This window comes from Rhizobium sp. WSM1328 (assembly GCF_057653715.1).
On record NZ_JBYGKO010000005.1, the window covers coordinates 34,335 to 60,408 of the forward strand.

At 58.2% G+C, this 26,074-nt stretch carries 24 protein-coding genes and 7 pseudogenes; 25 read left to right on the forward strand and 6 right to left on the reverse strand.

All coding sequences use genetic code 11. The annotated features are described in order from the left end of the window. Window positions 1-20: 20 nt before the first annotated feature. From AC2444_RS34435 to AC2444_RS34475, 9 genes and pseudogenes are all read left to right on the forward strand, one after another. Window positions 21-863, forward strand: coding sequence for an RHS repeat-associated core domain-containing protein (locus AC2444_RS34435; RefSeq protein WP_487762938.1), 843 nt, complete (start codon window positions 21-23; stop codon window positions 861-863). Window positions 864-930: 67 nt separating this feature from the next. Continuing rightward, window positions 931-1,212 (forward strand): hypothetical protein, encoded by a 282-nt coding sequence (locus AC2444_RS34440; RefSeq protein WP_487762939.1) that lies wholly within the window; start codon window positions 931-933, stop codon window positions 1,210-1,212. Window positions 1,213-1,250: 38 nt separating this feature from the next. Beyond that, a pseudogene (locus AC2444_RS34445) lies at window positions 1,251-1,358 on the forward strand (IS110 family transposase); the annotation flags it as partial. Window positions 1,359-1,456: 98 nt separating this feature from the next. Continuing rightward, the gene (gene tnpA, locus AC2444_RS34450; RefSeq protein ID WP_012756395.1) at window positions 1,457-1,825 is read left to right on the forward strand and encodes an IS66-like element accessory protein TnpA; all 369 of its coding nucleotides are present in this window, start codon (window positions 1,457-1,459) and stop codon (window positions 1,823-1,825) included. After that, window positions 1,822-2,169, forward strand: coding sequence for an IS66 family insertion sequence element accessory protein TnpB (gene tnpB / locus AC2444_RS34455; RefSeq protein ID WP_003554417.1), 348 nt, complete (start codon window positions 1,822-1,824; stop codon window positions 2,167-2,169). The genes tnpA and tnpB overlap by 4 nt, the downstream gene beginning before the upstream one ends. Before the next feature lie 63 nt (window positions 2,170-2,232). Further along, window positions 2,233-3,855, forward strand: a complete 1,623-nt coding sequence (gene tnpC / locus AC2444_RS34460; RefSeq protein ID WP_128450348.1) for an IS66 family transposase — start codon at window positions 2,233-2,235, stop codon at window positions 3,853-3,855. After that, window positions 3,855-4,152, forward strand: a pseudogene (locus AC2444_RS34465) (hypothetical protein). Before tnpC ends, AC2444_RS34465 begins: the two are co-directional and overlap by 1 nt. Before the next feature lie 585 nt (window positions 4,153-4,737). Then, window positions 4,738-5,064 carry an RNase A-like domain-containing protein gene (locus AC2444_RS34470; protein WP_432431638.1) on the forward strand — a complete coding sequence of 109 codons (327 nt, stop codon included), beginning with the start codon at window positions 4,738-4,740 and terminating at the stop codon, window positions 5,062-5,064. Next, a complete protein-coding gene (locus AC2444_RS34475) occupies window positions 5,031-5,360 on the forward strand; it encodes a contact-dependent growth inhibition system immunity protein (RefSeq protein WP_245461327.1) in 330 nt (109 codons plus the stop codon). The genes AC2444_RS34470 and AC2444_RS34475 overlap by 34 nt, the downstream gene beginning before the upstream one ends. Window positions 5,361-5,994: 634 nt before the next feature. Here AC2444_RS34475 and AC2444_RS34480 read toward each other — a convergent pair. Continuing rightward, window positions 5,995-6,429 (reverse strand): aldo/keto reductase, encoded by a 435-nt coding sequence (locus tag AC2444_RS34480; protein WP_128450346.1) that lies wholly within the window; start codon window positions 6,427-6,429, stop codon window positions 5,995-5,997. A 1,462-nt stretch (window positions 6,430-7,891) separates the two neighbouring features. Between AC2444_RS34480 and AC2444_RS34485 the strand changes: the two are divergent. From AC2444_RS34485 to AC2444_RS34495, 3 genes and pseudogenes are all read left to right on the forward strand, one after another. Beyond that, window positions 7,892-8,294 (forward strand): annotated as a pseudogene (locus tag AC2444_RS34485) (LuxR C-terminal-related transcriptional regulator); the annotation flags it as partial. A gap of 539 nt (window positions 8,295-8,833) precedes the next feature. Beyond that, window positions 8,834-9,229: a DUF1236 domain-containing protein gene (locus AC2444_RS34490; protein WP_128450345.1), complete on the forward strand. Its 396-nt coding sequence runs from the start codon at window positions 8,834-8,836 to the stop codon at window positions 9,227-9,229. 313 nt (window positions 9,230-9,542) lie between these two features. Further along, window positions 9,543-9,923, forward strand: coding sequence for a RidA family protein (locus tag AC2444_RS34495; RefSeq protein WP_128439483.1), 381 nt, complete (start codon window positions 9,543-9,545; stop codon window positions 9,921-9,923). A 166-nt stretch (window positions 9,924-10,089) separates the two neighbouring features. On the opposite strand, the gene AC2444_RS34500 is transcribed toward AC2444_RS34495, so the two are convergent. Further along, a complete protein-coding gene (locus AC2444_RS34500; RefSeq protein ID WP_487762940.1) occupies window positions 10,090-11,991 on the reverse strand; it encodes a potassium transporter Kup in 1,902 nt (633 codons plus the stop codon). A 301-nt stretch (window positions 11,992-12,292) separates the two neighbouring features. Here AC2444_RS34500 and AC2444_RS34505 point away from each other — a divergent pair, with 301 nt between their 5' ends. Beyond that, window positions 12,293-12,496 (forward strand): hypothetical protein, encoded by a 204-nt coding sequence (locus AC2444_RS34505; RefSeq protein WP_128450398.1) that lies wholly within the window; start codon window positions 12,293-12,295, stop codon window positions 12,494-12,496. Between the two features lie 29 nt (window positions 12,497-12,525). Here the strand turns inward: AC2444_RS34505 and AC2444_RS34510 are convergent. From AC2444_RS34510 to AC2444_RS34520, 3 genes and pseudogenes are all read right to left on the reverse strand, one after another. Continuing rightward, window positions 12,526-13,128: pseudogene (locus tag AC2444_RS34510) on the reverse strand (helix-turn-helix domain-containing protein). A 100-nt stretch (window positions 13,129-13,228) separates the two neighbouring features. After that, window positions 13,229-13,351 (reverse strand): hypothetical protein, encoded by a 123-nt coding sequence (locus AC2444_RS34515; protein WP_260690468.1) that lies wholly within the window; start codon window positions 13,349-13,351, stop codon window positions 13,229-13,231. Window positions 13,352-13,593: 242 nt separating this feature from the next. Continuing rightward, window positions 13,594-13,659: pseudogene (locus AC2444_RS34520) on the reverse strand (hypothetical protein); the annotation flags it as partial. A gap of 183 nt (window positions 13,660-13,842) precedes the next feature. Between AC2444_RS34520 and AC2444_RS34525 the strand changes: the two are divergent. The 5 genes and pseudogenes from AC2444_RS34525 to AC2444_RS34545 all read left to right on the forward strand — a co-directional run bounded on the left by AC2444_RS34525 (window position 13,843) and on the right by AC2444_RS34545 (window position 19,856). Further along, window positions 13,843-14,052, forward strand: coding sequence for a hypothetical protein (locus tag AC2444_RS34525; RefSeq protein WP_128450399.1), 210 nt, complete (start codon window positions 13,843-13,845; stop codon window positions 14,050-14,052). 159 nt (window positions 14,053-14,211) lie between these two features. Then, entirely contained in the window at window positions 14,212-15,732 is a 1,521-nt protein-coding gene (locus tag AC2444_RS34530; RefSeq protein WP_128407106.1) for an ATPase domain-containing protein, read from the forward strand. Next, window positions 15,719-17,407: an ATP-binding protein gene (locus AC2444_RS34535; protein WP_128450408.1), complete on the forward strand. Its 1,689-nt coding sequence runs from the start codon at window positions 15,719-15,721 to the stop codon at window positions 17,405-17,407. The genes AC2444_RS34530 and AC2444_RS34535 overlap by 14 nt, the downstream gene beginning before the upstream one ends. Before the next feature lie 97 nt (window positions 17,408-17,504). Next, window positions 17,505-17,636, forward strand: coding sequence for a hypothetical protein (locus AC2444_RS34540; RefSeq protein WP_260693312.1), 132 nt, complete (start codon window positions 17,505-17,507; stop codon window positions 17,634-17,636). Between the two features lies 1 nt (window position 17,637). Continuing rightward, window positions 17,638-19,856, forward strand: a pseudogene (locus AC2444_RS34545) (ATP-binding protein). A gap of 120 nt (window positions 19,857-19,976) precedes the next feature. Here the strand turns inward: AC2444_RS34545 and AC2444_RS34550 are convergent. Beyond that, a complete protein-coding gene (locus AC2444_RS34550) occupies window positions 19,977-20,162 on the reverse strand; it encodes a hypothetical protein (RefSeq protein WP_128407105.1) in 186 nt (61 codons plus the stop codon). A gap of 1,069 nt (window positions 20,163-21,231) precedes the next feature. Here AC2444_RS34550 and AC2444_RS34555 point away from each other — a divergent pair. From AC2444_RS34555 to AC2444_RS34585, 7 genes and pseudogenes are all read left to right on the forward strand, one after another. Then, window positions 21,232-21,510 (forward strand): annotated as a pseudogene (locus tag AC2444_RS34555) (molecular chaperone HtpG); the annotation flags it as partial. Between the two features lie 719 nt (window positions 21,511-22,229). Beyond that, a complete protein-coding gene (locus AC2444_RS34560) occupies window positions 22,230-22,475 on the forward strand; it encodes a hypothetical protein (RefSeq protein WP_128450400.1) in 246 nt (81 codons plus the stop codon). 893 nt (window positions 22,476-23,368) lie between these two features. Beyond that, window positions 23,369-23,842, forward strand: a complete 474-nt coding sequence (locus AC2444_RS34565) for an Hsp20 family protein (protein WP_128450401.1) — start codon at window positions 23,369-23,371, stop codon at window positions 23,840-23,842. An 81-nt stretch (window positions 23,843-23,923) separates the two neighbouring features. Next, window positions 23,924-24,430, forward strand: a complete 507-nt coding sequence (locus tag AC2444_RS34570) for an Hsp20/alpha crystallin family protein (RefSeq protein WP_128450409.1) — start codon at window positions 23,924-23,926, stop codon at window positions 24,428-24,430. A gap of 71 nt (window positions 24,431-24,501) precedes the next feature. Further along, window positions 24,502-25,257 (forward strand): NADH dehydrogenase ubiquinone Fe-S protein 4, encoded by a 756-nt coding sequence (locus AC2444_RS34575; protein ID WP_128450410.1) that lies wholly within the window; start codon window positions 24,502-24,504, stop codon window positions 25,255-25,257. A gap of 9 nt (window positions 25,258-25,266) precedes the next feature. Further along, on the forward strand, window positions 25,267-25,602 hold the full coding sequence (locus AC2444_RS34580) for a DNA-directed RNA polymerase subunit omega (RefSeq protein WP_245461332.1): 336 nt from the start codon (window positions 25,267-25,269) through the stop codon (window positions 25,600-25,602). 12 nt (window positions 25,603-25,614) lie between these two features. Next, a complete protein-coding gene (locus AC2444_RS34585; protein ID WP_128450402.1) occupies window positions 25,615-25,980 on the forward strand; it encodes an SPW repeat protein in 366 nt (121 codons plus the stop codon). Window positions 25,981-26,074 lie beyond the last annotated feature (94 nt).

Genomic DNA, 26,074 nt, shown 5'->3' on the forward strand with positions numbered 1-26,074 from the left:
ATTTAAGCGGGGGCTTATTGATGCGATTTTTTTCCAATGGGTTTCTAACCCGTGTTCTCAGTCTGCTGCTTGTTTGCAGTATGCTGTCGGTATCGTTCGGATCGGCAGCAAACGCGCGATTTATCTCTCCAGATACTATGGACCCGACAATCGAGAGCGTCGGCACAAACCGGTATGCCTATGCCGAGAACGATCCGATAAATAAAAGTGATCCAAATGGGCATGCTAGCATAGGCCATAACGGCGGACCTCCCCTCGACGGCGATTCAGACGGCGATCACGTACCAGATTTTTTTGATCCGCATCCTGCGTTCGATGATCGTGCAATTAAGCAGATCGACCCAGCCCTCAATGCGGGTGGGTTGCCAAATCTCGGAGCTATGATGGCGGGGGCCGCCATCATCGGGATGGCTGCTCGACAGGAAAGCGTTAAAGTTCGGACCGACCAACTGCTGAAGGACAATATAGGATACAATGTTTCACCGCGTAGCTACGACAAGGATTTTGAAAGAATTGGCAAAGACGCCACGTTTGTGACGGACCGGAAAGCACTTGAAGACGTGCTCGGGCCGCTGAACAAGCTGGATTCTTCGCGCATAACCTCACAAACAGTCGCAAAGTTGGAGCAAGCGCTCGGGCTTGAGTCGGGAAGCCTTAGCAGAGGTGGATTCAAGATTAGAGAGATCGAGGACCTTAAGTCGCGAGGAGTGGGCTCACCGGTAGACACTGCCAACAAGCAGTTTTTGGGTGGGGGCAAGGGATTGCCGGGTGGGGGGCCGGAGTTAACATTGAGTGATCGTGTTTCTACATCTGGCGGCAGCGGCATTAAAACAGTCGGGGAATACTTCGGATGGAGCAAATAGAATAGTCATGCCTAGGCCGACAAGAGTGACAATCGCTTCGTCCGAATACATCGGAGTGAGCGCCCCAGTGAATGAGGACATCCAAGTTCTTAGGAGTCTTGGTTTTGAAGCCGACGATAACTACAAAGGGCTGTACTTCTATCAGCCACAAGATGAGAAGTTGATCTACGCGATGTATGAAAAGCTCCGCAACCTTGGAATACCATTTTCCACACATCGGACGGGCGGAGCTGACTATGCCATTGAGACGTTCCGGGACAAAGGCCGCGTTCATGGCAAGTTCAAGCGGATCAACTTCTTCGGCAACGACACCGACGACGATGCGACTTTCGCGATCGAAGAGTTTTAATCGGTCGATGCCTCGCTCGCCTACCGTTATGGCCCGGTGGGGCGCATGCGGTACTTCGTTTCAGCCGCAAGGCTAAAACTGCACCGACGCGTTGGGCCGCCGAGCTTCTGGTGAAGAAGCCGTACACTGTCGTCGCTGTTGCTTTGTAACCGCCCGATTGGAACCGCCTGCCGCCTAGCGCCCTGATGGCCTAAGACACGTGTTTAACGACGTCGTTAGCGACGTGTCTTAGGCGAGGATTGCGATGCGCGTTGAAATTCTTGGGCAGGAACGTCGACGGCGGTGGCGCGAAGAAGACAAGCTTGCGATTGTCATGTCGGTTGGGGTTTCTGGAGCCACGATCACAGAGATTGCTCATCGTCATGATGTAACGCGGCAGCAGATATACGCCTGGCGTAGCGAGCTCAAGAAGAAGGGGCTGCTCCCGGTGTCTTCGAATGCATTGTTCATTCCCGTCGATCTGAATGCCGTGCAGAACGATGCCCCTAAATTGAGGGAGAGCTGCTCCGGGATGATTGAGCTACGATTGATCTGCGGCCGCACGCTTCGTTTCGAGAGTTCTATGGCTCCCGATGTCCTGACGCAGATTATCCGGGCAGTGGAAGCAGCATGATTGGGCCTGGGACCGGCGTTCGGGTGTATCTTGCGTGCGGGATCACGGATATGCGCAAGGGAGTAGAAGGCCTTGCCGCGCTTGCGCAGGATGTTTTGCGTCAGAAGCCGACTGGCGGCGCGGTCTTCGCCTTTCGCGGCAAGCGTGGCGATCGTTTGAAGCTGCTGTATTTTGATGGCCAGGGCTTCTGCCTGTATTACAAGATCTTGCAGAAGGGGCGGTTTCCTTGGCCTTCGGCATCCGACGGGACTGCCCGGCTGACGTCGGCCCAACTGGCGATGTTGTGGGAAGGGATCGATTGGCGTCGTCCTGATTGGGGTGCGCCACCGGCCCGTGTCGGGTGATTTTATCCCACTGAAACCACTGGTTTTTATGGAAATTTATCCTGTCTCGTGGTAGTCAGGATCATGTCTAGCGCGACGACAAATCTTCCGGACGATCCAGCCTTTCTCAAGGCAATGATTGCCGCTTTGCAGGCGGAAAACGCGAAGATGTCGGCCACATTGCAGGCGCATGATCAGTTAATCCAAACGCTGCGGCTGCGCATTGCCAAGCTGAAGAAACAGGTCTTCGGCAAGTCGTCTGAAAAGATTGAGCGTGAAATCGAGCAGTTGGAACTGGCGCTTGAGGATCTGTTGATCGCCGCCGCTGAAGGCAGTACGGCGCCAATCGATGAACCTGATGAGGCGGCGTCTGTTGTTCCCTTGGCGGATACGTCTGAAAAGATCATGCGCCGGCGCCCACGCGTCTCGGACAAGGCGGTTCGCGAGCGCCGAGAGCTCGATCCTGGCTCCTGCTGCCCGGAATGCGGAGGTGAATTGCGTCTTGTCGGTGAGGACGTCAGCGAAATCCTCGACATGATCGCCGCGCAGATGAAAGTCATCGAAGTTGCTCGACTGAAGAAGTCCTGCCGCTGCTGCGAGAAAATGGTGCAGGTGGCAGCACCCAGCCGCCCGATACCGGGCAGCATGGCCGGCGCTGGCCTCTTGGCGTACATTCTGGTCTCGAAGTTCGACGACCATTTGCCACTGTACCGTCTGAACGAGATCTTCGCCCGCATGGGCGCCGACATTCCCGACAGCACGATGGTTGATTGGTGTGGTCGCGCCATGCAGGTTCTGCAGCCTCTCATCGAGCGGATCGAAACGGCGGTCATGGCAAGTGACCTGCTTCATGCGGACGACACCCCGATCAGGGTGCTGGATCGCTCGCTGCGAGACAAGGGGTTGGGCAAGGGTGTGAAGAAGGGCAGGATCTGGACGTATGTCCGCGATCAGCGTCCATGGGCAGGCAGTTCCCCGCCCGGTGCAGTCTACTATTTTGCTCCTGACTGGAAAGAAGAGCACGTCCACCGCCACCTCAAGCAATCAAGCGGCATCCTTCAGGCTGACGGCTACAAAGGATATGGCAAGCTATACTCGCCTGGAGAAAAGGGAGAATCTCGCTTCAAGGAAGCCGCCTGCTGGGCTCATTGGCGACGAGACTTCCACGATATCTGGACATCAAACAAGTCCGAGATCGCGCGAGAGGCTCTTCATCGCATCGGAGCGCTTTACGACATCGAGCGTGGCATCAATGGGCAGCCTCCTGAGATCCGTCTTGCTGCGCGTCAAAAGCAGAGCAAGCCTAAGGCCGATGCATTCCGCCACTGGGCTGAAGCTCAACTCACGCGCATTCCGGGCAAAAGCGATCTGGCGACAGCTTTCCGCTACGGATTGAGCCGATGGTCTTCGCTCTGTCTGTTCCTCGAAGACGGTCGCGTTGCGATCGACAACAATGCCGCCGAGCGGGCACTGCGTCCGATAGGCCTGGGAAGACGAAACTGGCTCTTCGCGGGAGCCGATACGGGAGCGGAGACCTTGGCACGCGCCATGACGATCATCGAGACGGCAAAGATGAATGGTCTTGATCCGCAGGCCTATCTGGCAGACGTGCTCGATCGCATCCACGATCACAAGATCAATCGGTTAGACGAATTGCTTCCGTGGAACTGGTCGGCGATCACCACAATCGACGCGAAGGCAGCCTGATGGCGACAGTCACCTACGTCCGTACGATCAAATTTGTTGCCGAAATCCTCGAAGAGGACCCGGAGCTTCTTCAGGCAATTGTCTCCAACGATGATAATCTGAGCTACGGCAGCATCATCTCCGTGTACACCGGAGACGACGAATCGGTGACCGCACTGACGGACGACGGCATGGACGAATTGGAGCAGATGCTCAAAGATGCCCGCCGCTCACCCCAAGAATGGAACGACTGTCCTCGACAGCTTTGTTGACGACGAGCTGCTCGTCGCTCGCATCAAAGCAAAATCTCGGCGGTAGCAATCGGGCGGTTACGTTGCTTTTGGCGAACAAGATGGCGCGGATCGTCTGGGCGTTGATGACGACGGGCAGGCGCTTTGAAGCTATCGCCGCCCTTTGAAAGATTACAGAGGATCAGAATTGGTGAGGTGCTGATGGTGTGATGGCGAACGGTCGAGCCGGGATCGGACAAACCCGATCAGCGGACTACATCAGGGCCAGCGGCATGAAAGGCGGTATACATGCCTTGCACTCGACTAATCGTCAGAAACGCCAAAAAGCCCTTGGCACGCGGAGGCCGTCCATACATGCCACTGAATTTTCATCCGACTGCGATTAGAGCCTCGGCGGGTTTGGTCGGCACTGACCCAACAAGCTCCCAGGGATATTCGGCAGCTTTATCGTGATCTGAAGCGCAATCCAAGTGAGACCATATTCTCAGTATTAGATGGATTGCCTCCGAACCCTGCCACAGCCACTGAGCAAGGCGCAGCCATCGGGTTTAAGGCGATCATAGCTGGAGGTTTGAAATATCAGAAATCAGCTCCGTTCAGCCATCTTGTACCGGGTGGCGGATTGGCTGCCCACGAAGCCGCTGGCGGCCATGTGCTGGCTCGGCATGTTGGTCAGGCCGACGCCGACCTCGCGGCGAGACTCGCTGCACAACCAAGACTGGCTGCAGCTTCAACTTTTGCCAGCCGAGCGGAAGCCGAGACGGCCATTTCCGGAGCGCTAATCGCTCGGGGAGCCGACGTGAATGCTTGGGTTGCTGGTGGCGCGCAAGGGAGATTGGTGATAGATGGGGCCTTTAGTGGCGGCTCTGTCCTTCAACGCGGCGCAGCGGCTGCCGTACCTGGTACTGGCGTAAGAGCTGTATTGGTAGGTACGGGAGGCGGTGGGTGGCGAATCCACACGGGGTATCCTACACCATGACAACAAATAATACTGCTGACCTGAGATCATTCTTCGGCGGATACTTCCACGAAGACTGGGAGATGGATTCGTCTGAGCCTGACGAAGTCATCGCCCAGTTCTTGAGAAGCAAGCCTAGCCCTGACGAGATCGATCGAATTGTTGCTCAGATCCGTCGCTACTTGGGTGAAAGGGACGATGCGGCTATCGAGCGTGGCTTGTTCGAAGAATTAGGATGCTACTACTTGCCAACTGCGGACGACATGAGCGCGCGCGAATGGCTTAAACATGTAGCCGACCTCCTCAGTAAAGGGTGAGTAGCGGCTAGGTGCTTAGTCCCCGCATTTCCTAATCGGATCGCGGATAAAGTGCTCCTGTTGTAAAGCCCTGAGGCCGCTCGGGCGCCCGCTCGCCGTCCTCAAGGAGGTCAACCGTTCGCAATTTTGCTTTGGCGCGGCAGATTGTGGCTGGCATACCCCTGCTTGATCCTGTCAGCAGCGTGATCATGAACGCCAACAGTGGCAACGTAGACGCAGGGATGGTCGCGGGCGTATTTGTAAAACGCGACGGGCCGCTTGTTGCACATTGACATCAAGTTGCTGAGTGCGAGGTTGGAAGCTTCTGATAAGCGGCTAGCCGCGGCTTTCAGCCAGATTCGCACCGCGCAATCTCCCACCTGAATCTTTTGCGTGCGCCGGGAAAGTGTTTTCCGATTTGGGCTCTTATTTGCTGGTTTAGCATTTGTATTATCCAAACACCGGGATGGAGGGCGGAGCGCATTAGCGGTCTCGATATCTATCACCGAAAGTGTCCAGGCGGTTCTGAAGGCATTTGCCAACGCGCGCAAAAGTCTGGCGCGAAGACCGAGAAAGTCGAGAGGATTTGGCGGTGAAGGCTATACGCTACTACGGGAAACATGATGTCCGAGTGGAGGAGGCTGCCGAGCCCGCGTCACCCCAGTTTGGCCAGGTCATCGTAGAGCCGACGTTTTGTGGCATCTGCGGGACCGATCTGCACGAGTTCGAATCCGGTCCGATCTTCACTCCCAAGACGCCCAACGCCTATAGCGGGGCCATCCAATATGAGGTCGCCGGCGACGAGATTATCCTTGAGCTGCTCCATCGTGCGCGCACCGATAATGCTCGATGTGACGGAGGGGCGGTTTGTAACCCAGCTCAGCGCTACCTGACTGGGCGTCGCGCCAATTTCGCTGGCAATTTCCCTAACGGCGTCCATCGTCGCCCAGTTTCGATCCGTGGTGAACATCTTGTCCCCGATCCGCTTGAACATGGCGTTGCCGTTTCCAAGACGGGTGTCTGAGCTTGGCTCCGTTCCGCGCGCATATTTTCCAGTGAGGAAGCCGCTACCGAGCGGAGACCAGGGCAGGAGGTCGTTTCGGTACTGCCGTCAGTTTGCCGGTAAACTGTGCTCCGGCGCTGCATCGGCTCGCGGTGGCGCCCTGCGGAACGCTGGATTGTCGGAATAAGCTGCCGTTCGCCCCGGGGCGGCGACCCGAACTGACCGCAAAACAAAGCGTCTGAGCTACGAAACTGTGGATCTTTGGCGGAACGTACGCTTCTGCAATGCCATCAGCATTCTTAGGCACCGGATCTCTATACTCCGAAACCGAATAGCGGAGGTTCCAACAACCTCGACAATGCTCGTCATGTATTCGTTGACGCCGACATAAGAGAGCCTGCCTTGGACGTGACCGCGCGACCTTTCCGATAACTCGAAGATTGCTGGGAACAAGAAGCTTCGCTGGGCGTAAGAAGGCTGGACGAGCAGAGCTTCGATCATAGCACGTTGCCTTGATCGGTCCGGGTTCTGTGCCGCCCACTTCTTCTGATTGCGATTCCCCAACTCGCCCCGCCTCTGGCGGGGCTTCTTTCTGCCGTTGGCTATGGCGCGGCGGATGTATTCATTGCGGGGCGAAGGTCATATCGAGAACAGTCAGTTGCTCGTTGGCCATCATGGCCCAGGCGCAGACACCCGTGTTGGCCGCCTGTGCTCAAGGTTCCACCGATGCAAGGAGGTCCATCAATACTTCAAAGTGCTCCCGTGCCGTCCTCAGGACGTCGGCGCTGGCGATCGGTAGATCAATTACGGCTTCTAGAACACGAACCACACGGCGGGCCGCACGCCGGATTTCACGAGAAGACATGTCAGATCTCAGGATCTCTGTCGCCAAGGTGAACTTGGCGCGATAGCTTGTCGCGACTTGGGCGGAGAGCCGCCATTGAAGGTAAGTCTGTTGCATGCCGTCGTAACGCATCAGCTGCGGAAAACGCGGCCTGCCATTTACAAACAGAGTGAATCGTATTTTAACTAAAACCTAAACGTAAGTTAGTTTCAGCTTATTAAACTAAAGGATATCCGCACACTTGCGTTGTGCCAGAACCCGCCTGACGTCGCGACCTGACCAATGGTGGTGACGGAGGAGTCCTGTCCTGTTTTATAAATTGTGATTTCCACCTGCGGCCGACCCGGCCATGGCACAATTGCACTCAGTTCGGCGTCCACGTCCGTCAGTTGCATCAAAGGTGCCCCGCGGAAACGGTGCAGTTTGGGGAAAGGGCGATCGCACGGGAAGGAAGGTTGGGTCGGCGGACTGGCCCGTATGGGCGACCTGTGCGATCCTTGTGTCCAAACGATAGATAGCAGGAAACGTTGCTGCTTGCTTCCGTACCGTTGAGTGAATCGCGGAGTTTAACCGACCTAGAAGAAAACCCCGCGACAGCGGGGTCAGGAAGGGGGGTGTTTTCTAGAGCAAGGCATGTTGCGCTGCAAAACTACTTTGACCTGTTTTGGAGAAATTGCATTAAATTATGACATGTAAGAATTGCCAATCGTGGTGCGAAGCCCACGGACAAAGGTCTTGATGTTGACCGCCTCGGAAGACGCCGATCCCCTTATAGCGGCGTTACGACGAGGCGCAGTCGGATACATCGTCAAGGGTATCGGATCACGCGGCCTTGCAGAGGCCATTCGAAGGGTTGCTGGAGGCTCGAAGTACATCTCGCCGAGCATGCGCGTCAAGTTCGAAAAAAGTCTTCTCGACAGACCGGCTTCGCTCACTCCCCGGGAAACCGAGGTGATGGAACTGGTCGCCGAAGGACTTACCAACAAGCATATCGCGCGCCGCCTGAACCTCCAGGAGAAAACGATCAAGCATCACATGACCGAAATACTTATTCAAGCTTGGCGCCGGCAATCGGACGGAAGCAGCAATCAGATGGCGCCAGCCTAAACGGAAACGAGTCACGAAGGTTCACGGGCTGATTACCAAGGATTCGAGGCCACCGACTGGGATTTCAATCCGTCTCCTCCAACGCATTAAGCATCCCGGAGCCGGAGAGTCATCAGGGAGGTTCTGACTGGAGTTGGGCATTTGCTAAAACGTCCCTGACGTCCTTTCAGCAAGGATCAGGAGAATCTAAGCCGGATCGCGCCGAGGGAAAGGCGGGCTTAAGTCCGGTTGGCGACGGTGGGCCTGCTGCTCGCTTTCAAGGCCATGGTTCGGCGTTCACGATCTTCCCTGTCGTCCTGCTCGAACCTTCGTAACCGAGCCTGCAGACCGCGACAAAGCCGTTTCGCTTGCCGCGACCAATCGGCTGGGAGAACGCCCAGGACCGGATGCTCGGCCGTTTTCCCAAGCAGTAGGCAGGCGAGTCCGACGCTAGGACAATGGTCCGTCGAAGCCCCGGCATGAAGTCCGACGTCTGGAACACTTCGTCGATCTTGGGGGTTGCCTCCTCAGCGGAACCATCCGCATCCAAGGAGAAAACAGATGAATATCAAGATCGTAGTGGTCACTGCTGGCATGCTGTTGGCATCGACCGCCGTCTTTGCGCAGTCGTCAACGGTGACGGGCGCTGCAGGCGGTGCTGCAACGGGTGCGATCGTCGGCGGCCCGGTCGGTGCTGCTGTCGGCGGAATCGTCGGCGGCGTGGCAGGTAGCGTCATCGATCCGCCGCCGCAGCAGGTGGTGACCTATGTTCAGCAGGCTCCGGCCCCGACCACGCGCGTCGTGGTGAAGGAGAAGGTCGTCGTCGGACAGCCCCTGCCGGAGACCGTGGTCGTCACGCCGGTTCCCGACGATCCGAAATATGCGTACGCGATCGTCAACGACCAGCGTGTGATCGTCGAACCTTCCTCCCGGAAGGTCATTCAGGTCATTCAGTGACCACGGTCGGCTGAAGCCGTCCCCCAACAACAACTAGGGCACGCATGCGACGCATGAGAATGCGGGGCGGCATCGCGTGCCCGAAACCTCGGAGATTGATCATGAAGAGCAAGCATCTCACCATGCTCGTAGCAGCGTCATGCCGCCGCCTTGAAGATTGCGCTTGCGGGGGATCGACGGCTCTCTTGGCGGGATGACAATTCGCGGCGGCGATCTTGCCGGTCGGGCTTTGCGTATCGCGGCATAGCTCGGCGCGGTCGAATTCAAGACGGAAACCGAATAAGGTTACGCTGTTACCCACACGGAGCCCAACATGTCCCGCACCATCATAAGAACAACCAATGCACCACCGCCGCCGCCAACATTCAGCCAAGCCGTCAAGGCCGCAGGCCTTGTCTTCGTATCGGGGACGAGCCCGATAGATCCTAGTACCGGCAAGATCAAGGGCGAGACCATCCAAGAGCAGACACACCAATGTCTGACTAATATCTCCGCCATCCTCAAAGAGTCCGGCAGTTCGCTGGACAAGGTCGTAAGCGCGACCGTCATCATGCTCGAGGAAGAAGATTTCGCCGGCATGAACGAGGAATGGCTGAACTGGTTTCCGATCGATCCGCCGGCACGCCAGGGCGCGAAGCTGCCTGTGCGCGTTCCCGGCATGAAAATTTCCGTTGCGGTGATCGCAGAGGCATGAAAGTCGATTTAAGACAGGGAATCGTTGACCCGCGAAACGCACGACGCGGCGGCGTGCTAACGTAGCATCAAACGGTCCGTCAGCACGTGACTCGGCGATTTCCCGGTTCGGACGCCGACCTCGTTCCTCAACAGGTTTTTCGAATGCCGGCGTTTTTTCGGATCCGCTAGATAGTCGTCTGCAGCCCGAGTTCGACCACTCTCCCTGACGGCAGCCCGAAATAATCTGTCGCATTGCTGGCATTTTCAGCAAGCGAGATGAACAGCCGGTCCTGCCAGAATGGCAGGCCGCCTTTCTTCGATGGCAGGATCGTTCGGCGGGACAGGAAGAACGACGTCGACATGATATCGAATTTCAGTCCGAGCTTGCGGGCGAGAACGAGCGCACGAGGGATGTTGGGCGTCTCCATGTAGCCGAACGTGATCACCAGCCGACTGAAGTGGCGATTGAAGCTTTCGAGAAAGATTTTCTCATCATCCGGCACGAACGGCGTGGTCGAAGTCACGACGCTGAGAATGACGTTCTGCTCATGGAGCACCTTGTAGTGCTTCAGACTGTGGAGGAGCGCGGTTGGCGCGCCTTCGATGTCGCTCGTCAGGAACATTGCCGTCCCAGGCACCGTCGGCGGCTTCTTCCGGGCCAGGTTGTCGATAATTGTCGTAAGCGCGATTTCGTCGGCCTTGGTGCGGGCGGCAAGCAGCCGACGCCCCGCCGTCCATGTCTGCATGACGAGAGCCATCGTCGTCGCCACCGCAACGGGAACCCATCCGCCATCTGCGAACTTCGCAATGTTGGCGGCTAGAAACCCGGCGTCGATCAGTGTCATCGGCACGATGACGGCAAGAGCCGTCGCCAGCTTCCAGCTCCAGATCCGCCGCATCACGATGAACAGGAGGATCGAAGTGATGAACATTTCGCCTGTCACGGCGATGCCATAGGCGGCGGAAAGGCCGCTCGAGTTTTGGAAGAAGAGCACCAGAGCAGCCACGAAGATGAACAGCAGGTTGTTCACCTGCGGCATGAAGATCTGTCCGGACTGAGTTTCGGAGGTGTGGAGGATTCGCAGGCGCGGAAGCAGGTTGAGGTGCATCGCCTGACGGACAAGGGAATAAGCGCCGGAGATCACGGCCTGGCTGGCGATGACCGTTGCCGCGGTGGCCAGACAGACCATAGGAATCCGCGCCCACTCCGGATGCATGCTGAAAAAAGGATGCTCAGCCATCTGCGGGTTCGCGAGCACGAACGCTCCTTGCCCGAAGTAGTTCAGAAGCAGACTGGGGAAGACGAGCAAAAACCACGCCGTGACAATCGGACGGCGTCCGAAATGTCCAAGGTCGACATAGAGGGCCTCGGCGCCGGTCACGGCAAGAAAGACGGCCCCAAGCACCGCGATAGCTGAGCCGATGTGGTTTGCAATATACCGGACTGCGTGGACCGGATTTACTGCTGCTAACACCGACGGGTCGTCAAATATGTGGATCGCCCCGCTGACGCCAAGGACGATAAACCACAGAGCCGTTACGGGACCGAACACCGACGCCACGCCGCTCGTCCCGAACCGCTGGACGAAAAACAGCATGGCGATGATCGTGAGAGTGATTGGCACGATCCACTTGGACAACGCCGGTGCGACCACCTCGATGCCCTCGACCGCAGACAGTACTGAGATCGCAGGCGTGATGATCGCGTCGCCGAGGAACAGCGAGCCGCCGATCACGCCCAGGACAAGCACCCATTTGGGGCGCCCGGTCAGACTCTCGCGGGCGAGAGTCATGAGGGACAGCGTGCCGCCTTCACCCCGGTTGTCTGCCTTCAAAACGAACGTTACGTACTTCAAGGTGACTACGATCGTGAGTGCCCAGACGATCAGGGACAGGATCCCAAGCACCTCTGCACGATGAGCTCCCGATCCGCCCGTGGCATGGAGAGCCTCCCTGAATGCATAGAGCGGGCTGGTCCCGATGTCGCCATAGACGACGCCCAATGCAGCGAGAACGAGCGATGGCAGTCCTCGCCGGTTCTGGTGTTCCAGTTCCGGATCTGCTGATCGCAGCTTGGCATCGGTCAAAGGGGCTGTCCTGTTCTAGGCGCGTGAATGCTGGAAGTTGCCACCAGCTTGGCCCGATGGCAACGCGAACGTATGCTCATCGGTTGCATCCACATTCCAAAACACTCGAAGACGCGAGGCCTACTTCCGTAGGCACGCGCGACGCCGCGAGTGGCTAGCCAGATTAGGTGCCTCGATAATGAACATCGGGATCGCGCATCTGAGATCGGCAGCCTCATCGGAACTGTCCGAGGCCTTTTAGAATTTACCATGATCGCTGCTTGCCAGCGCAAGGAGGCGTCGGCAGAGCCATGAGGACGACATGACAGAGAGAGATGCACTCCGCGACCAGATCTATCGGCTTGCCGCGGCGGCAGAGGCCGACCCAGACACGTCGAATTTGAAGTCCCTGGCCGTCCAGCTCTGGGCGAATTTCAACGAGTTCACGGTCGAGGACCTGGAAGATATTCTGAGGGACGAATGGAGAACGCGCGGCCTGCCTTTCAACGACAACGCGGAAATATAGTAATCGCGCAAGGCGACGAAGCTTTCGGTCTACAGGCCGCCGATCGCATGATGTCCGTTAAGGCTCCCTGCGGGATGAACCGCCAGCCGTCCCGGCGCCTCGATCAGACGCTCATATTCCTGCTCCGGCACACCGTAGCAGCCGGCAGCGATCTCGATCAGAATGCCGCGATCCAGGATGCGGACGTTGCCGCGCGTCGACTTGATCGCATGCATGCCTTCGAGAATGTGCAGTTCGTTGGTGACGCCCGCCCGCCTGATGCCCAGCATCAACGCCAGGAAATCATGCGTTAGCGGCAGATGATTTCCATCGATGCGGTCGTGGCAGCAGCAGTTGCCGCACCTTGGGGTGATCAAGGATCGGAAGAAAATCTTTGGTCGCCACCTGAAGCCCGTGGCCCGGCACCTGCATGAAGGTCTTGTTTGGCGTTTGGTTGACGCCGAGGACGACAGGGTAGCCGGCGATGCCCTCGCGTCCGATTTCAACGCTTTTGCCGTCGGCGCTCTCCGCAACCCTCGAGGCGAGACAGGCAGTTTGATAGGTTCGAGGAGCGGCGCGAGAAGCTCGAAGGCATCCTCCGGAAATCGCCGCAACAATCTGTTATTCACCTGCCTCTGCCGCAATTCTGTCATGGCATCGACCCCGAGAATGGTAGATGATATCCCTTTCGTTCGGGGGCTTCACGCTCTGTGCGGTTTGACACTGGAGCTTGTGAGCGCGTCCGCCGGGGCGCTAGCTCAACTGTACCACCGAGCGGAAGGGAACCGTCGCGACCAACGTGGCGTCTTCCGTCATGATCTCGAACACGTCTCCGTCGAGGGGATGGCCCATGCGGATCCATTCTGGAAGTTCCATAAATGCGCGTTACACCTCAACCGTTGATTCGTTGGGTAGGTGGTCGATGGTTCAGATCCGTTCAAGGAGGTCACTGGAGACACGCTGGGGTTTTCGGGCCGGAAAACTGAGCCAGCGTCGCATCTACTATTTAGCCAGTATGTCTCCGACGAAATCGGCAAACGCGCGCCTTGGCGCTCACCAGGCCCAGATGGGTAAACAGCCCAAAGATCAATCGTTGGAAGCGTCCAGTCCGGTAGCAGTCGCTGAACTGCGCCGCTTGCCAGTTCCGGTGCGAACATCCAGTCAGAGGTGACTGCTAGTCCCATGTCAGCAAGGACGCCGGCACGGATATGATCGTGCCTGAGAAATCCTCCAGGGCGACTCGCGACCCATGGAGCCGAGCGTCACGCTGCAGGCAACGGAGGCATGGCCTCCACCGTCTTATTATCTTGCGGAGCGAACGAAATGCGCGTTCGCGCGTTATGCCAGCTCGGTAGGGAATACTTTGAATGATGAACATCAGCATGTCGGATCAGATCGTAAGACTTGCTTTTGAACCATCCGTTCGCCGCGCAGTGCAAGACCTCCCTCAGCATCAGCCTATCCAGTCCGATGACCGATTCAATGCTCTCCTCGACCGCCTTGCTCAGTCTGAACGTGAGAGTCGTGCCGCAGCTTCCATCGCGTTGGATGTCTCCCCGTCACTTGTTGAGCGCTGAGTCCCCGGACGCGATAGCCAAGGAAGCAACGACGCGACATTTCCGATGCCTTTGTCCTAGCACTGCCCGTCCAGCCAAAGCTCGCTGTTCCGGCCACTTGAGGCTCAACGCCCGCGATCTATATGCTTTCACCTCTTATTCTCGCTGTGTAGGTAGACCATGTCCGAAGGATCAGACGAAGTAGAGACCATCGACGCCCCGCGCATTTCCACCGGCGTAGAGGGGCTTGATGTCATCCTCGACGGCGGTGTGGACGAAAACCGGCTCTACCTCTATGAGGGCCGCCCCGGCACTGGCAAAACAACGATAGCGCTGCAATTCCTCCTAGAAGGCGTCCGGCAAGGTGAGCGGGTGCTGTACATTACCCTGTCTGAGACGGAACGCGAACTGAAGCTCGTCGCCAAACGTCACGGCTGGTCGCTCGATGGCGTCACCCTCTTCGAGCTTGTTCCTCCGGAAACGACGCTCGATCCCGATCGCGAGCTGACGGTGTTTCATCCGGCGGAAATGGAGTTAAATGAGACGACGAAGCTTATCCTGGACCGCGTCTCCGAGCTCAATCCGAAGCGGGTCGTCATCGACAGTCTTTCCGAATTGCGCCTACTTGCCCACAGTCCTCTGCGCTACCGGCGGCAGGTGCTCGCGCTGAAGCACTATTTTACCAGCCGGCAGTGTACCGTCATTCTTCTCGACGATTTGTCATCTCAGCAAAATGACCTGCAGCTTCATTCCATTGCCCATGGGGTCGTCCTGCTGGAGCAGACCGCGATCGACTATGGCGCCGAACGTCGGCGCCTAAGGGTCGTAAAAATGCGCGGCATCAGGTTTCGCGGCGGTTATCATGATTTCATCATCGAGAAGGGAGGGCTGCATGTTTTCCCCCGACTGATTGCCGCAGACCACCATCAGGCGTTTGATGAGGAGTTCACCTCCAGCGGAATTGCTGAACTCGATCAGATGCTCGGTGGCGGGCTCGAGCGGGGCACGAATGCGCTATTTCTTGGAGCCGCCGGCGTTGGCAAGTCGTCGCTCGCGCTGACCTACGCTTTGGCTGCCGCCGACCGGGGCGAGTACGCAGTCATCTACGCTTTCGACGAAGGGCGAGGAACCCTGCAGGCACGCGCCAAAACCCTGGGTCTCGATTTGCAGAAACATTTGCAAAGCGGGATGATCCGCGTGCAGCAGATCGATCCGGCGGAACTCTCGCCAGGCGAGTTCACGGCTAACGTCCAGAGAAGCGTCGAGAGCGACGGTGCCCGTGTCATCGTCATCGACAGCTTGAACGGCTACATGAATGCGATGCCAGACGAGCGTTTCCTAATCCTGCAGATGCACGAACTGCTGACCTATCTCGGCCAGCGCGGTGTCGTGACGATCCTCGTTCTCGCTCAACATGGGCTCGTTGGCCCCCTCGAAGCCCCGCTCGACTTGAGCTACCTTAGCGATTCCGTCGTCATGCTGCGCTATTTCGAGGTGCAAGGCTCGGTGCGCCGGGCGATCTCGGTCGTCAAGAAACGAAGCGGCCGGCACGAGCACAGCGTGCGCGAGTTCAGCCTGTCCGATAAAGGCATAAAGCTTGGGCCGCCGACCACTGGTTTCGTCGGCGTGCTGGCGGGATCGCCTCATTTTACCGTGGCTCCAGTAGTAAATTCAGCTGACGGACATGATGGCATTAAGTAAATTCCACCCCGAGTCCGTCCTCGTCTTTGCTCCGGTAGGCAGGGATGCGGCCGCTTCCGTTGACCTGCTTATGCGCAACGGGATCGCTTCCAAAGCATGCGGCGATCTTTCTGCGTTTGTGACAGCACTGGAAGCCGGCGCCTCAGCAGCGTTTCTTGCAGAAGAAGCCCTCTTTGGAAAACATGCCAACTCGTTATTCGGATGGGTCGCGGACCAGCCTCCGTGGTCAGATCTTCCCTTCGTCCTGCTCACAAGCCGCCAGGAACAAGTGGGCATCAAAGCATGGCGACAGGACCTGATTGCCAGGTTGCGCAATGTGACTCTCCTTGAGCGCCCGGTGCAGGCTCTGACGCTTGTCGGCACGATCCAGGCGGCGCTTCGTGCAAGAACGCGACAGCTGGAACTTCGCGCGCTGCTGGAAGAGCAGGAGCGTTCTGAACAGGAGCTTGAGAAACTCGTCCTGGCACGGACGGAGGCGCTCGAAACGGCCAACGAGGCCCTGCGCGACGAGATGCGCGTCCGGGCAGAAGTCGAGGAGAAACTTCGTCAGGCCCAGAAGATCGAAGCGATCGGCCAGCTGACAGGGGGTGTCGCCCACGACTTCAACAACCTTTTGATGGTCATTTCCGGCGGTCTGGAGATGCTTGACCGCCAGACGGATCCGGCGAGGCGCAAGCGGTTGATGGATGGAATGCGGCAAGCCGCCGAGCGGGGCTCCGGCCTCACACGGCAGTTGCTGGCTTTTTCCCGGCGTCAGGAGCTCAAACCGCAAACCGTCGACCTGGCCCACCAGATCGGCGGCATGCGCGAGTTGCTCGACCGCAGCTTGAGAGGCGACGTCCATGTCGTCATCGATCTGTCGCCAGACCTGTGGGCGGTCGAGGTCGATGCGAGCGAACTGGAGCTCGTTGTTTTGAACCTCGCAGTCAACTCACGCGACGCGATGCCTAAGGGCGGCACGATCAAGATCACTGCCGAGAATGAGGTGGCGGAGGCTGAAGCCAACGGTCAACGAGACTTTGTCCGCCTCGTCATCGCCGACGACGGCTGCGGAATGACGCGTGAGGTGAAGGCGAGGGTATTCGAGCCTTTCTTCACGACGAAGGACATCGGCAAGGGATCGGGCCTCGGTCTCGCGCAGGTTCACGGGTTTGCTCAGCAGTCCGGTGGGAGGATCGAGATCGACAGTGAAGTCGGCAAGGGAACCACGATCTCCCTGCTGTTGCCACGCTCCCCGAACCACCCCGCCCCTGATCAGCACCATTTGGTCGACTTGCAGGTCGGGCGGCGGCGGGCAGAAGCTGCCGGCAACATCCTGCTGGTCGAAGATGACGACGAAGTCGCGGCGCTCGTCGCTGGGATGCTCGACGAGTTAGGGTTTGAGGTCGTGCGGGCAGCGACGGCCGCCGCGGCTCTCGGCGCCTTGGCCAACAACCGCGCTGTCGACCTGGTGTTCTCCGACATCATGATGCCAGGTGGCATGAACGGTGTGGAGCTGGCAAAAGAGATCCGCCTACGCCGCAAAGATCTGCCCATCCTGCTGACCAGCGGTTATTCGGAGGCAGCCAAACAAGCGGCGGAGAACCAGGGGATCAAGATCCTGCGCAAGCCCTATCAACTGGCGGAGCTCGCGGAAGCGCTCCGAAGAACCATGGCCGGTGGAGATGGGAATTGAGTCTGCGACCAACAACAACGGAAGCGGCTCGAGGGGATCGCTGCATCCAAGATCGAGCGTCTGTCCTTTCGCCAGTCATCGTTGAGGGGGTGTCGCGATGGCGAGCGATGCCGAGCGCGCGCCATCCTCGCCGCTTGCCGAGCGCTTGATTTCTCACGACATCCTTTCGATGCAAACAGAGGATTTCCAGTCGCACCGCGCCATCTCCACCACAACGACCAGGTCATAGAATGAACACTGCCTCCCGTTTCCCCGCCGAACGCCTCCAGCAGGTCCTCGACAGCGCCGTCGATACCGGGATCATCATGCTCGACGTCGAATCACCGCCTGGAGCAAGGGCGCTGAAGCTCTCCTCGGCTGGTCGCAGGACGAAATGCTGGGCAAAACTCTTTCCGCCGGAAGGAGGAGCTGCCGTGCTGCTCGAGGCGGAACTGGCCGACGCCAGGTCCAGGGGAAAGGGAAGCGGCGAGGGTTGGCGGTTGCAGAAGGGCGGTGGCCGCATTTGGGCCGTAGGCGAGACCACCCCAATCCTCGATGACGCCAAAGGGTTAGTTGGTTTCGTGAAAGTGCTGCGAGATCGCACCGAGCAGCGCGAGACCGAGATGGCGCTTCGGGAGCGGACTCGCGCGCTTGAGATCCTCAATCGAGCCGGAGCAAACCTCGCGCGCGAGGACGACCTGGAAAAAGTTGTCCAACTGGTGACGGATGCCGGTGTCGAGCTTACCGGAGTGCAGTTCGGCGCATTCTTCTACAACGTCATCAATCCATCGGGCGAGAGCTACATGCTCTACACGCTATCCGGTGTACCTCGCGAGGCATTCTCGAAGTTTCCCATGCCACGCAATACGGCTGTCTTTGCACCGACCTTTCTCGGAGAGGGGATTGTGCGTTCCGCCGATATCACCCAGGACAGCCGGTACGGCAAGAATGAGCCACGAAAAAGGGATGCCGGAAGGTCATCCTCCCGTACGGAGCTATCTGGCCGTGCCAGTCATCTCGCGAACGGGCGAGGTAATTGGTGGACTGTTCTTCGGGCATGCTGACATCGGCGTGTTCGATGAGGCATCGGAAAGCGGTCTCGCTGGCCTCGCCGGCGAAGCTGCGGTCGCCATCGACAACGCCCGCCTGTTCGATGCCGCCCAACGCGAGCTGCAGGAAAGACGCTGGGCGGAAGAGGCGCTCAAGGACTTGAACACCAATCTCGAGCATCTCGTCAAACAGAAGACCGAGGAACTCACACGGAACGCCGAAGCGCTGCGGCAGGCCCAGAAAATGGAGGCGGTCGGGCAGTTGACGGGTGGCGTCGCCCACGACTTCAACAACCTGCTGCAGATCATCGTCGGCAATCTCGACACCCTTATAAGGAACCTACCGGCGGAAGCGGGGCGGTTGCGGCGGGCAGCCTCACAGGCGATGAACGGCGCCAAACGGGCAGCGGCTCTGACGCTGCGACTGTTGGCCTTTGCCCGCCGCCAGCCGCTCGATCCAAACCGATCGACGCCAACAGCCTGATCCGCGGCATGTCGGAGCTCCTGCACCGGACACTTGGAGAAATTTTCCACATAGAAGTGGTGCTCGAGGCGGAGACCGATCCGAACGAACTGGAAAGCGCGCTTCTCAATCTTGCGATCAATGCGCGTGACGCGATGCCTGATGGCGGCAAGCTAACGATCGAAAGCTTCAATGCCCATCTGGACGAAGCCTATGCTTCATCGCATGCCGAGGTGATCCCCCCGGGCAGTATAGCGCCATCAGCGTCTCCGACACTGGGACGGGGATGGACGCCGAAACGCTGTCGCACGTGTTCGAATCATTCTTTACGACCAAGGATCAGGGCAAGGGCACCGGGCTTGGTCTCAGCCAGGTCTACGGATTCGTCAAGCAGTCGAAGGGCCATGTGAAGATCTACTCGGAAGTCGGCGAGGGAACGACGGTGAAAATTTACCTGCCGCGGCTCCACGCAGACGGAGCCGAAGAAAAGGTCGTAGAGGCACCTACTATCCCCGAGGCTGCACCCGGCGAAGTTATCCTTGTCGTCGAGGACGACCCGGACGTTCGCGCCTATTCGGTCGAGTCACTGCGCGAATTAGGCTACCATGTACTCGAAGCCAAGGACGGCCCAGCGGCCCTGCAGGCGCTGTCGAACCACGGCAAAGTCGATCTGATCTTTTTGGACGTCGTGTTGCCCGGCGGCATGAGCGGCGCCGACGTGGTTGCCAAAGCGCGTGAGACAGACCCGACGCTCAAGGCGTTGTTCACGACAGGCTATTCTCGCAACGCCATCGTCCATCATGGCCGGCTCGACAAGGGCGTGCATTTGCTGCCCAAGCCATTCTCCTTCGAGGACCTGGCGGTGCGGGTTAACGGCACAAGTCGCAACTGCGCGTTGAGGCTAATCCTCACGGCGACCTTGCCGGAACTGCTGGGCACCGGAAAGCCATGCAATTAGTTCGAGCAGGTCATCAGGCGTAGCAGGCTGAGAGCTCGTGGCCGCGCCGCGACGAGCTCCGTTTCTCTCCAAACAAAAAGCCCGCGCCGAAGCGCGGGCCCATCCAGGTAAAACATAGCCTTAGTGGCTGTTCTTATGGCTTTGCTGACCAGCCTTCACGTGCTGCTCATGCGAACCGCCTTGGGTGCCACGCGAATTGTCCTCGCGGCCTGCCGAACCGGATGACGCGGATTTCGCGCCTTGGTTCTTGTGGCTTTGCTGGCCGGCTTTGACGTGCTGTTCGTGGCTTCCACCTTGGTTGGCCATTTGACTTCTCCTTGGTTTGACTCTTTCGAGACCCTCATCGGCCTCGCGAAACTAACGACGCGCCCGCGCTGTTGTTCCATCGTTTCTTGGTCCTTTGTTATTATTGAGAATGATGATCGGATGGTCAAATAAGAAGCCGATGGAAGTGGCTAGCCGGCGAAGTCGAGGACGGGTATTTTCTGGTGGTGGAGCTATCGACCGGATGTGTGCCGTGGAGTTTTAACTGCGACCTGCCGGTTCCATCTCCATCGGATAGGGGTAGAGGACATTCGCGAGCTTGGCCAATCTCGAGAGAAAGCCGGTTCTAGATATCCCGCTGGATGACGATGATAGATCAATCCGGAGGTGACTGCCGCGAGCCCGAGATTTCTAAGCTTGTCCGGGAAGTTCCGGTCGTTTCGGATCTGGCGCCAGCGAGGAGACATGTCAGATCTCAGGATCTCTGTCGCCAAGGTGAATTTGGCGCGGTAGCTTGTAGCGGCTTGGGCGGAGAGCCGCCATTGGAGGTCGTCTGTTGCATGGCGTCTTAACGCATCAGCTGCGGAAAACGCCGCCCGCCATCTGTATACAGAGTGAATGTATTTTAACTAAAACTTAAACGTAAGTTAGAGTCTACCTATTAAACTACAGGATATCCGCCTCACGCTCGCGTCGTGCCACAACCTCGCAGGGCGGCCAATAAGGGCGCCGGCCTAAGTTAACGCGCACAATCATCCTAGAGGGTTGTCAGTCCCGACCGGATGCCACTACTGGCGGACCTGCACCACGGTGTGCCTGCGGCTGCCTTCATCGAGATCGAAGCCGTCCCATTCACCCGCTACGGCATCGCTGCGGAACACGGGTCGGAAGGTAGCGGAGGGTCGTCACGGAGGAGTAGTCGTCCAGCTTCCGCGTTATTGGAAATGACACGGCGCAGGCGGTGCCAGGCGAGGGAAGCCCTCTGCCGCTTCCCCTGTTCTCTCCCTCCTGATGCAGAGATGTTGACGAGGAATGGCCGATTGGCCGGCTCGTGCTTCCATCACGATCAGGATTTTCCCACCTTGAATTTCCAAACCTGTTTCGCCATTTGAGTGCGGTCTGCCTCGTAGCGCCCGAAGACGGCTATGACAGGCAGATGGAAAAAATCCTGCGAAACGCCGGTCGTCTTCAAGATGTGGCCAAGCCGATCCTGGAGATCAATTTGATGCACCCCTTGATCAAAGCGATTGCGAGCGTGGAGGGTGATGCCCCCTATCAGGAGGACGCCGCGTTCTTATTGCTTGACCAGGCGCGCATTCTGGATGACGATCGGCCAGCAGATCCCCGCCGATTTGCCGAGCGGCTTGCACGGGTCCTTCAGAGGTCGGTGAGTCGTAGCAACACGGAGAAGGTGGGGGTGGTCAGATCCATACTCCACCACATTCCTCCGAATGTTCCTGGCTCACCGCCCTCGGCGCCGGCGTTCACTCGTCTTAGTATGGCCTCGCGCGTTCTGGGCGTTTGCGTCTTGACCGTTTCGGCTGTCGCTATCGCAGAACCGCGGAGGATACCGACACTACCGATTTACTGTCCTTGCGATGGGAGCATTGGGCTAAATGGCCTGATGCGCGGGCTCCGTTACAACAATGACTACATGCGGCACGCGAGAACTCCAGACCCTGTCATTTACCTGGGACGGACCCGCCATCGTCTTCATTAATCCGAAACACGTTGTTGCTTTGTTAACACTCGACAACAGCACTCACATCCATGTTAGAAGCACGGGCACCGGGTTATTATCCGCTGAGAGAGACGATTGAGGAAGTCGTTAAGCTGCTAACGGGTCAGTAGTGCCGAGCGGCGGAACTTACATAGTTCACCCAAGTTTTATCGGCATGAGCAACACAGAGCAAAAAGCCACCAAAGGCATGGTCAAACTTGTGCTGACTATCGTCGTCGTCGCGGTAATCATAGCGGTGGCGTATTTGGCTTTCTTCACGCCGGGACAAGCCTAGGCTGAACTGGCGCAGTGCACCGACACTGCGAAAGCGGCCAGCAACAGCAGTAGCTCGCCCGGAAATGGCTTTGCCTCCGACTGGAGCAGGCGAGATGAGCGATAACTTCAGCGCAAAAGAGACCTTGGCCATATATGGCGAGTGCGCAACCACGATCACATTCGTCCGTGATGGCTTCCTTACAGAAGAAAAGACGTTTCCGACAATGCAAGAAGCAATCGATTATCTTAAGGCATTGGAGGCTACCCCGCTCGGGGTAGTTCTCCACATCCGCGTCCACGGTCGCAACATTCCATTCGACCGCGATAACGTAGCGAAGCTGATGCGGGAGCTTTTGTAGATGCCGGCCTTATTGCGGTAGGACAAGATCTGGGCGGCTGGGCTGGCAACTCGTTTCCCTGCTTTAGCTGTGTTGAAACTGAGTTTTGTTCTTCGTGCGGTCCTCCGCTCGGGAAGGACGCAAGGTGTCTTGTGCGACCTCTGACTTGCCGCGCCTCGGCCGAGCGCTATTTGGGAAAACACGGGCAGAAATCGGTCAACCTCGGCGTCTCCCTCATCCGAGGCGCGCACGTCTGGACGAACCGACCTCCGAAACACGCTAGTGCAATGTCACGCGTTCCGACTCGGGCGATGGAGATCCCCGTCCGCACCGGGGCAATCGATACCAGTTCATTGAGGACGATGAACGTGTTTCGTTGATCGCGCGGTTTTGCCGTCGCCACTGAAAGCTAGCCCGGAGGTCTCAGAAGCCACACGCCGGACAGCCCCGACGTCCATCACCAGGGAATGCTCGGTCTTCACCAGCGGTGTCGGAACTTTTCTGGCTTCGATGCGTTTGGCAGCCGGATCCGAAGGCCTAGCCTTTCGATGATCCCCTTTCCATGTACGCTCACTAGCCCCGCAGTTCAAACGCGGGGCTCTTTTTGAGAGTCTGGCTGGCGATGTCTGGCGCCCTTTCGCCGCCCGCCCGTGACCGTCGGGACGATGGTTTCTGCGAAAGTCAAAGTGGTACCGCTCACCTCCTGTCTGATAGCATTTACCGATTTCACGCCGGCCGAATAGCGTCCCAAACTCAATTTTTCATTCTTGATACCCCGACCCCTCTTGAACCGGTAACCGCCTGAATTAAATGATCTATGCTGGTAGCCCAATTGGGACCGGCAAAGTCCAGGAGACGCCGGATCGCTCTTGGCGTCTCCTTGTATCCATGTTGCTTCAAAGGAGGATATGGCTATGAGGACAGACCTCGATTTCTCTCCCCTGTTCCGGTCAAGCATCGGCTTTGACCGGATGTTAAGTGCGCTTCAAGCCGGGATCGACACCGTCGAGAACTGGCCGCCTTACGACATCATCAAGACGGGTGACGATGCATACCGCATCGAAATGGCGGTGGCGGGATTCTCCCAGGACGAACTGTCGATGACGCAGGAGCAGAACCTGCTCGTGGTCGCGGGCAGGAAGGCGGATAGCGATGACGACGTGCAGTATCTTCATCGCAGCGTCGCTCAGCGAAGCTTCCAGCGCCGCTTCGAACTTGCCGACCACGTCAAGGTCGAAAGCGCTGAACTCGTCGACGGACTGCTGATCATCGATCTGAAGCGCGAGATCCCCGAAGAAATGAAGCCGCGCCAGATCGAGATCGGAACTGGCCAGGCGCTTCCAAAGTTCGAGACCAAGCAGATCGAAGCTGAGACGCAAGCAGCTTAAGCCTCGAAAGGCACATCGGTGCCGGGCACGCCCGGCGCCGATGTGCGCGCTTCGCTGCCAACCCAAGAAAGGAGAAAAAACATGAGTGTTCGTGATCTCATTCCCTGGAGCGGGAACAACGGCCATAAGGCTCCCAGCCTGCGTGATGACGATCGTGATCCGTTCCTGTCCCTGCATCGCGAGGTGAACCGATTGTTCGACGACGCATTCCGCGGCTTCGGTTCCAACTTTCCGTCGTTGACTGGCCGCAGTGGCTTTGGGGGCGGATGGCCGAACGTCGAGGTCTCCGACAACGAAAAGGAAATGAAGGTGACGGCCGAGGTGCCTGGACTTGAGGAAAAGGACATCGAAGTCCTGCTCAATGACGGCGTGCTGACGCTGAAAGGTGAAAAGCACTCCGAGACCGAGGACAAGGATCGCCAGTTCTCCGAACGCTACTACGGCCGCTTCGAGCGTCGCATTCCGCTCGGTGCGGAAGTCAAGGAAGACAATATCGACGCCCGATTCAAAAACGGCGTGTTGACGGTGACCTTGCCGAAGAGCGAACAGGCGCAGTCGCAAGTCAAGCGGATCGCCATCAAGAGCTAACCAACCGATGAGCGACCGGCGGCCGGCTTTGCGGCGGCCGCCGGCATCCTTCGCCGATAGGGAGGGATATGATGATGGACGTTAACAGAGAGACCCACAACAGAGAGACGCAGAAACCAAACACGGCTGTTTCGGATACGTGGCCAGCAAATGACAACCAGCGGCAGCCTCTGTCATTCGGCCGCTCAGTATTTCCCGAGGGTGCTGTCGCCCGAATCTTCAAGCCATCGCGCTCGGTGATGACGTCAGGCACCCCGCGAACAAAAGGTTGGCAGCTCGTCTTCGAGCGCCGTAGCGCACCGTTCATCGAGCCTTTGATGGGCTATACGGGCTGTACCGACACGCTCCCACAGGTTGAGCTGGAATTTCCAACCCTTGAATCAGCAATCCGTTATGCGGAGCGGCAGGGACTGACCTACACGGTGCAGCGTCGGGTGAATAAGCCGGCGGCAAAGCAGAGAACCCGCCGGCGAACGTACCGACCTCATGCCTTCTCCGACTCGACATTGCTACGGCTCGGCCTCGCGGCACGTCAGGAGAGCTACGGACAGGCACCGGACGCCGGGTTGCAGACCCACGATGGTCCCGCAACATGGCCATCGCCTGCTGACGTTGTCTGCGATCGCACGCTGACGCTGCAAGCAAAGCGGACGATCCTGATGAACTGGGCCTGGACGGAGTACCTGATCGACCGGGCAATCAACGAGGGAATGTCTGAGAACGACCGGCCGTCGCGCCTTCACGAGGTCGAGCAGGCACTGCTTGACCTCGAGCGCAACGTCGAGAGGCGAGATCTTCAGCCGACGATCAACCGAGATGCCGCGTGAGGTGGAGCCATGAACCCATCTATCGTCTTCGATTGCGAGAAGATCCTGCCCAACAGGTTCGCGCTGACTATGGCTGCGGCCGCACGAAGCCGCGCCCTTTATCGAGGGGCGGAGCCGAGGCTGGACCCTTCCGATGCCTGCGTCAGCGAACTCGCGCTGCGGGAGATTGCAAGAGGCTCGTTCTCCAGCAGCGAGCTCGCACCCTTTCTGGGCGGACCGGCAGGAACAAAGCGACTTCACTCCGCCGATCCGGCCACTCACCTTCGCGGCAACGGCGAACAATCGCCGCTGCAGCACCCGTCTCCACGCCACCGGAGGCGGTTCAATGATGATGCAAACAAGTAAGGAGAAACGACAATGATGAAATCTCAGTCTTCGAAGGACCGTGCAGCATTCGATATCATCAATATCGTTGCTGGGCTGGCTCTTTTCCTGTCACCCTGGGTCCTTGGCTTCGCAACCGAGGCCTATGCTCCGTGGAATGCCTGGATCGTCGGCCTTGCCATTGCCGTGATCGCCGCCGCCGCGCTCTTCGCATTCTACGAGGCGGAAGAATGGATCAACCTGGTGCTCGGCGTCTGGGCGGTAGTGGCGCCATGGGTTCTGGGTTTCTCGGCGGTGGGCGCTGCGATGTGGGCACATCTGATTGCCGGCATCGTGGTCGCGGTTTTGGCCGCCGGCAGCATCTGGTTTACCCACAACCACCCGCTGTCGGCCACCTGAGGCAAAAGCGAGCGGGCCCGGAACTCCGGGCCCGCTCCTTTGTTTGCATTGCGGCTGGGCGGCATTGACCTCCCGTCAAATCCAAGGAGCAAAC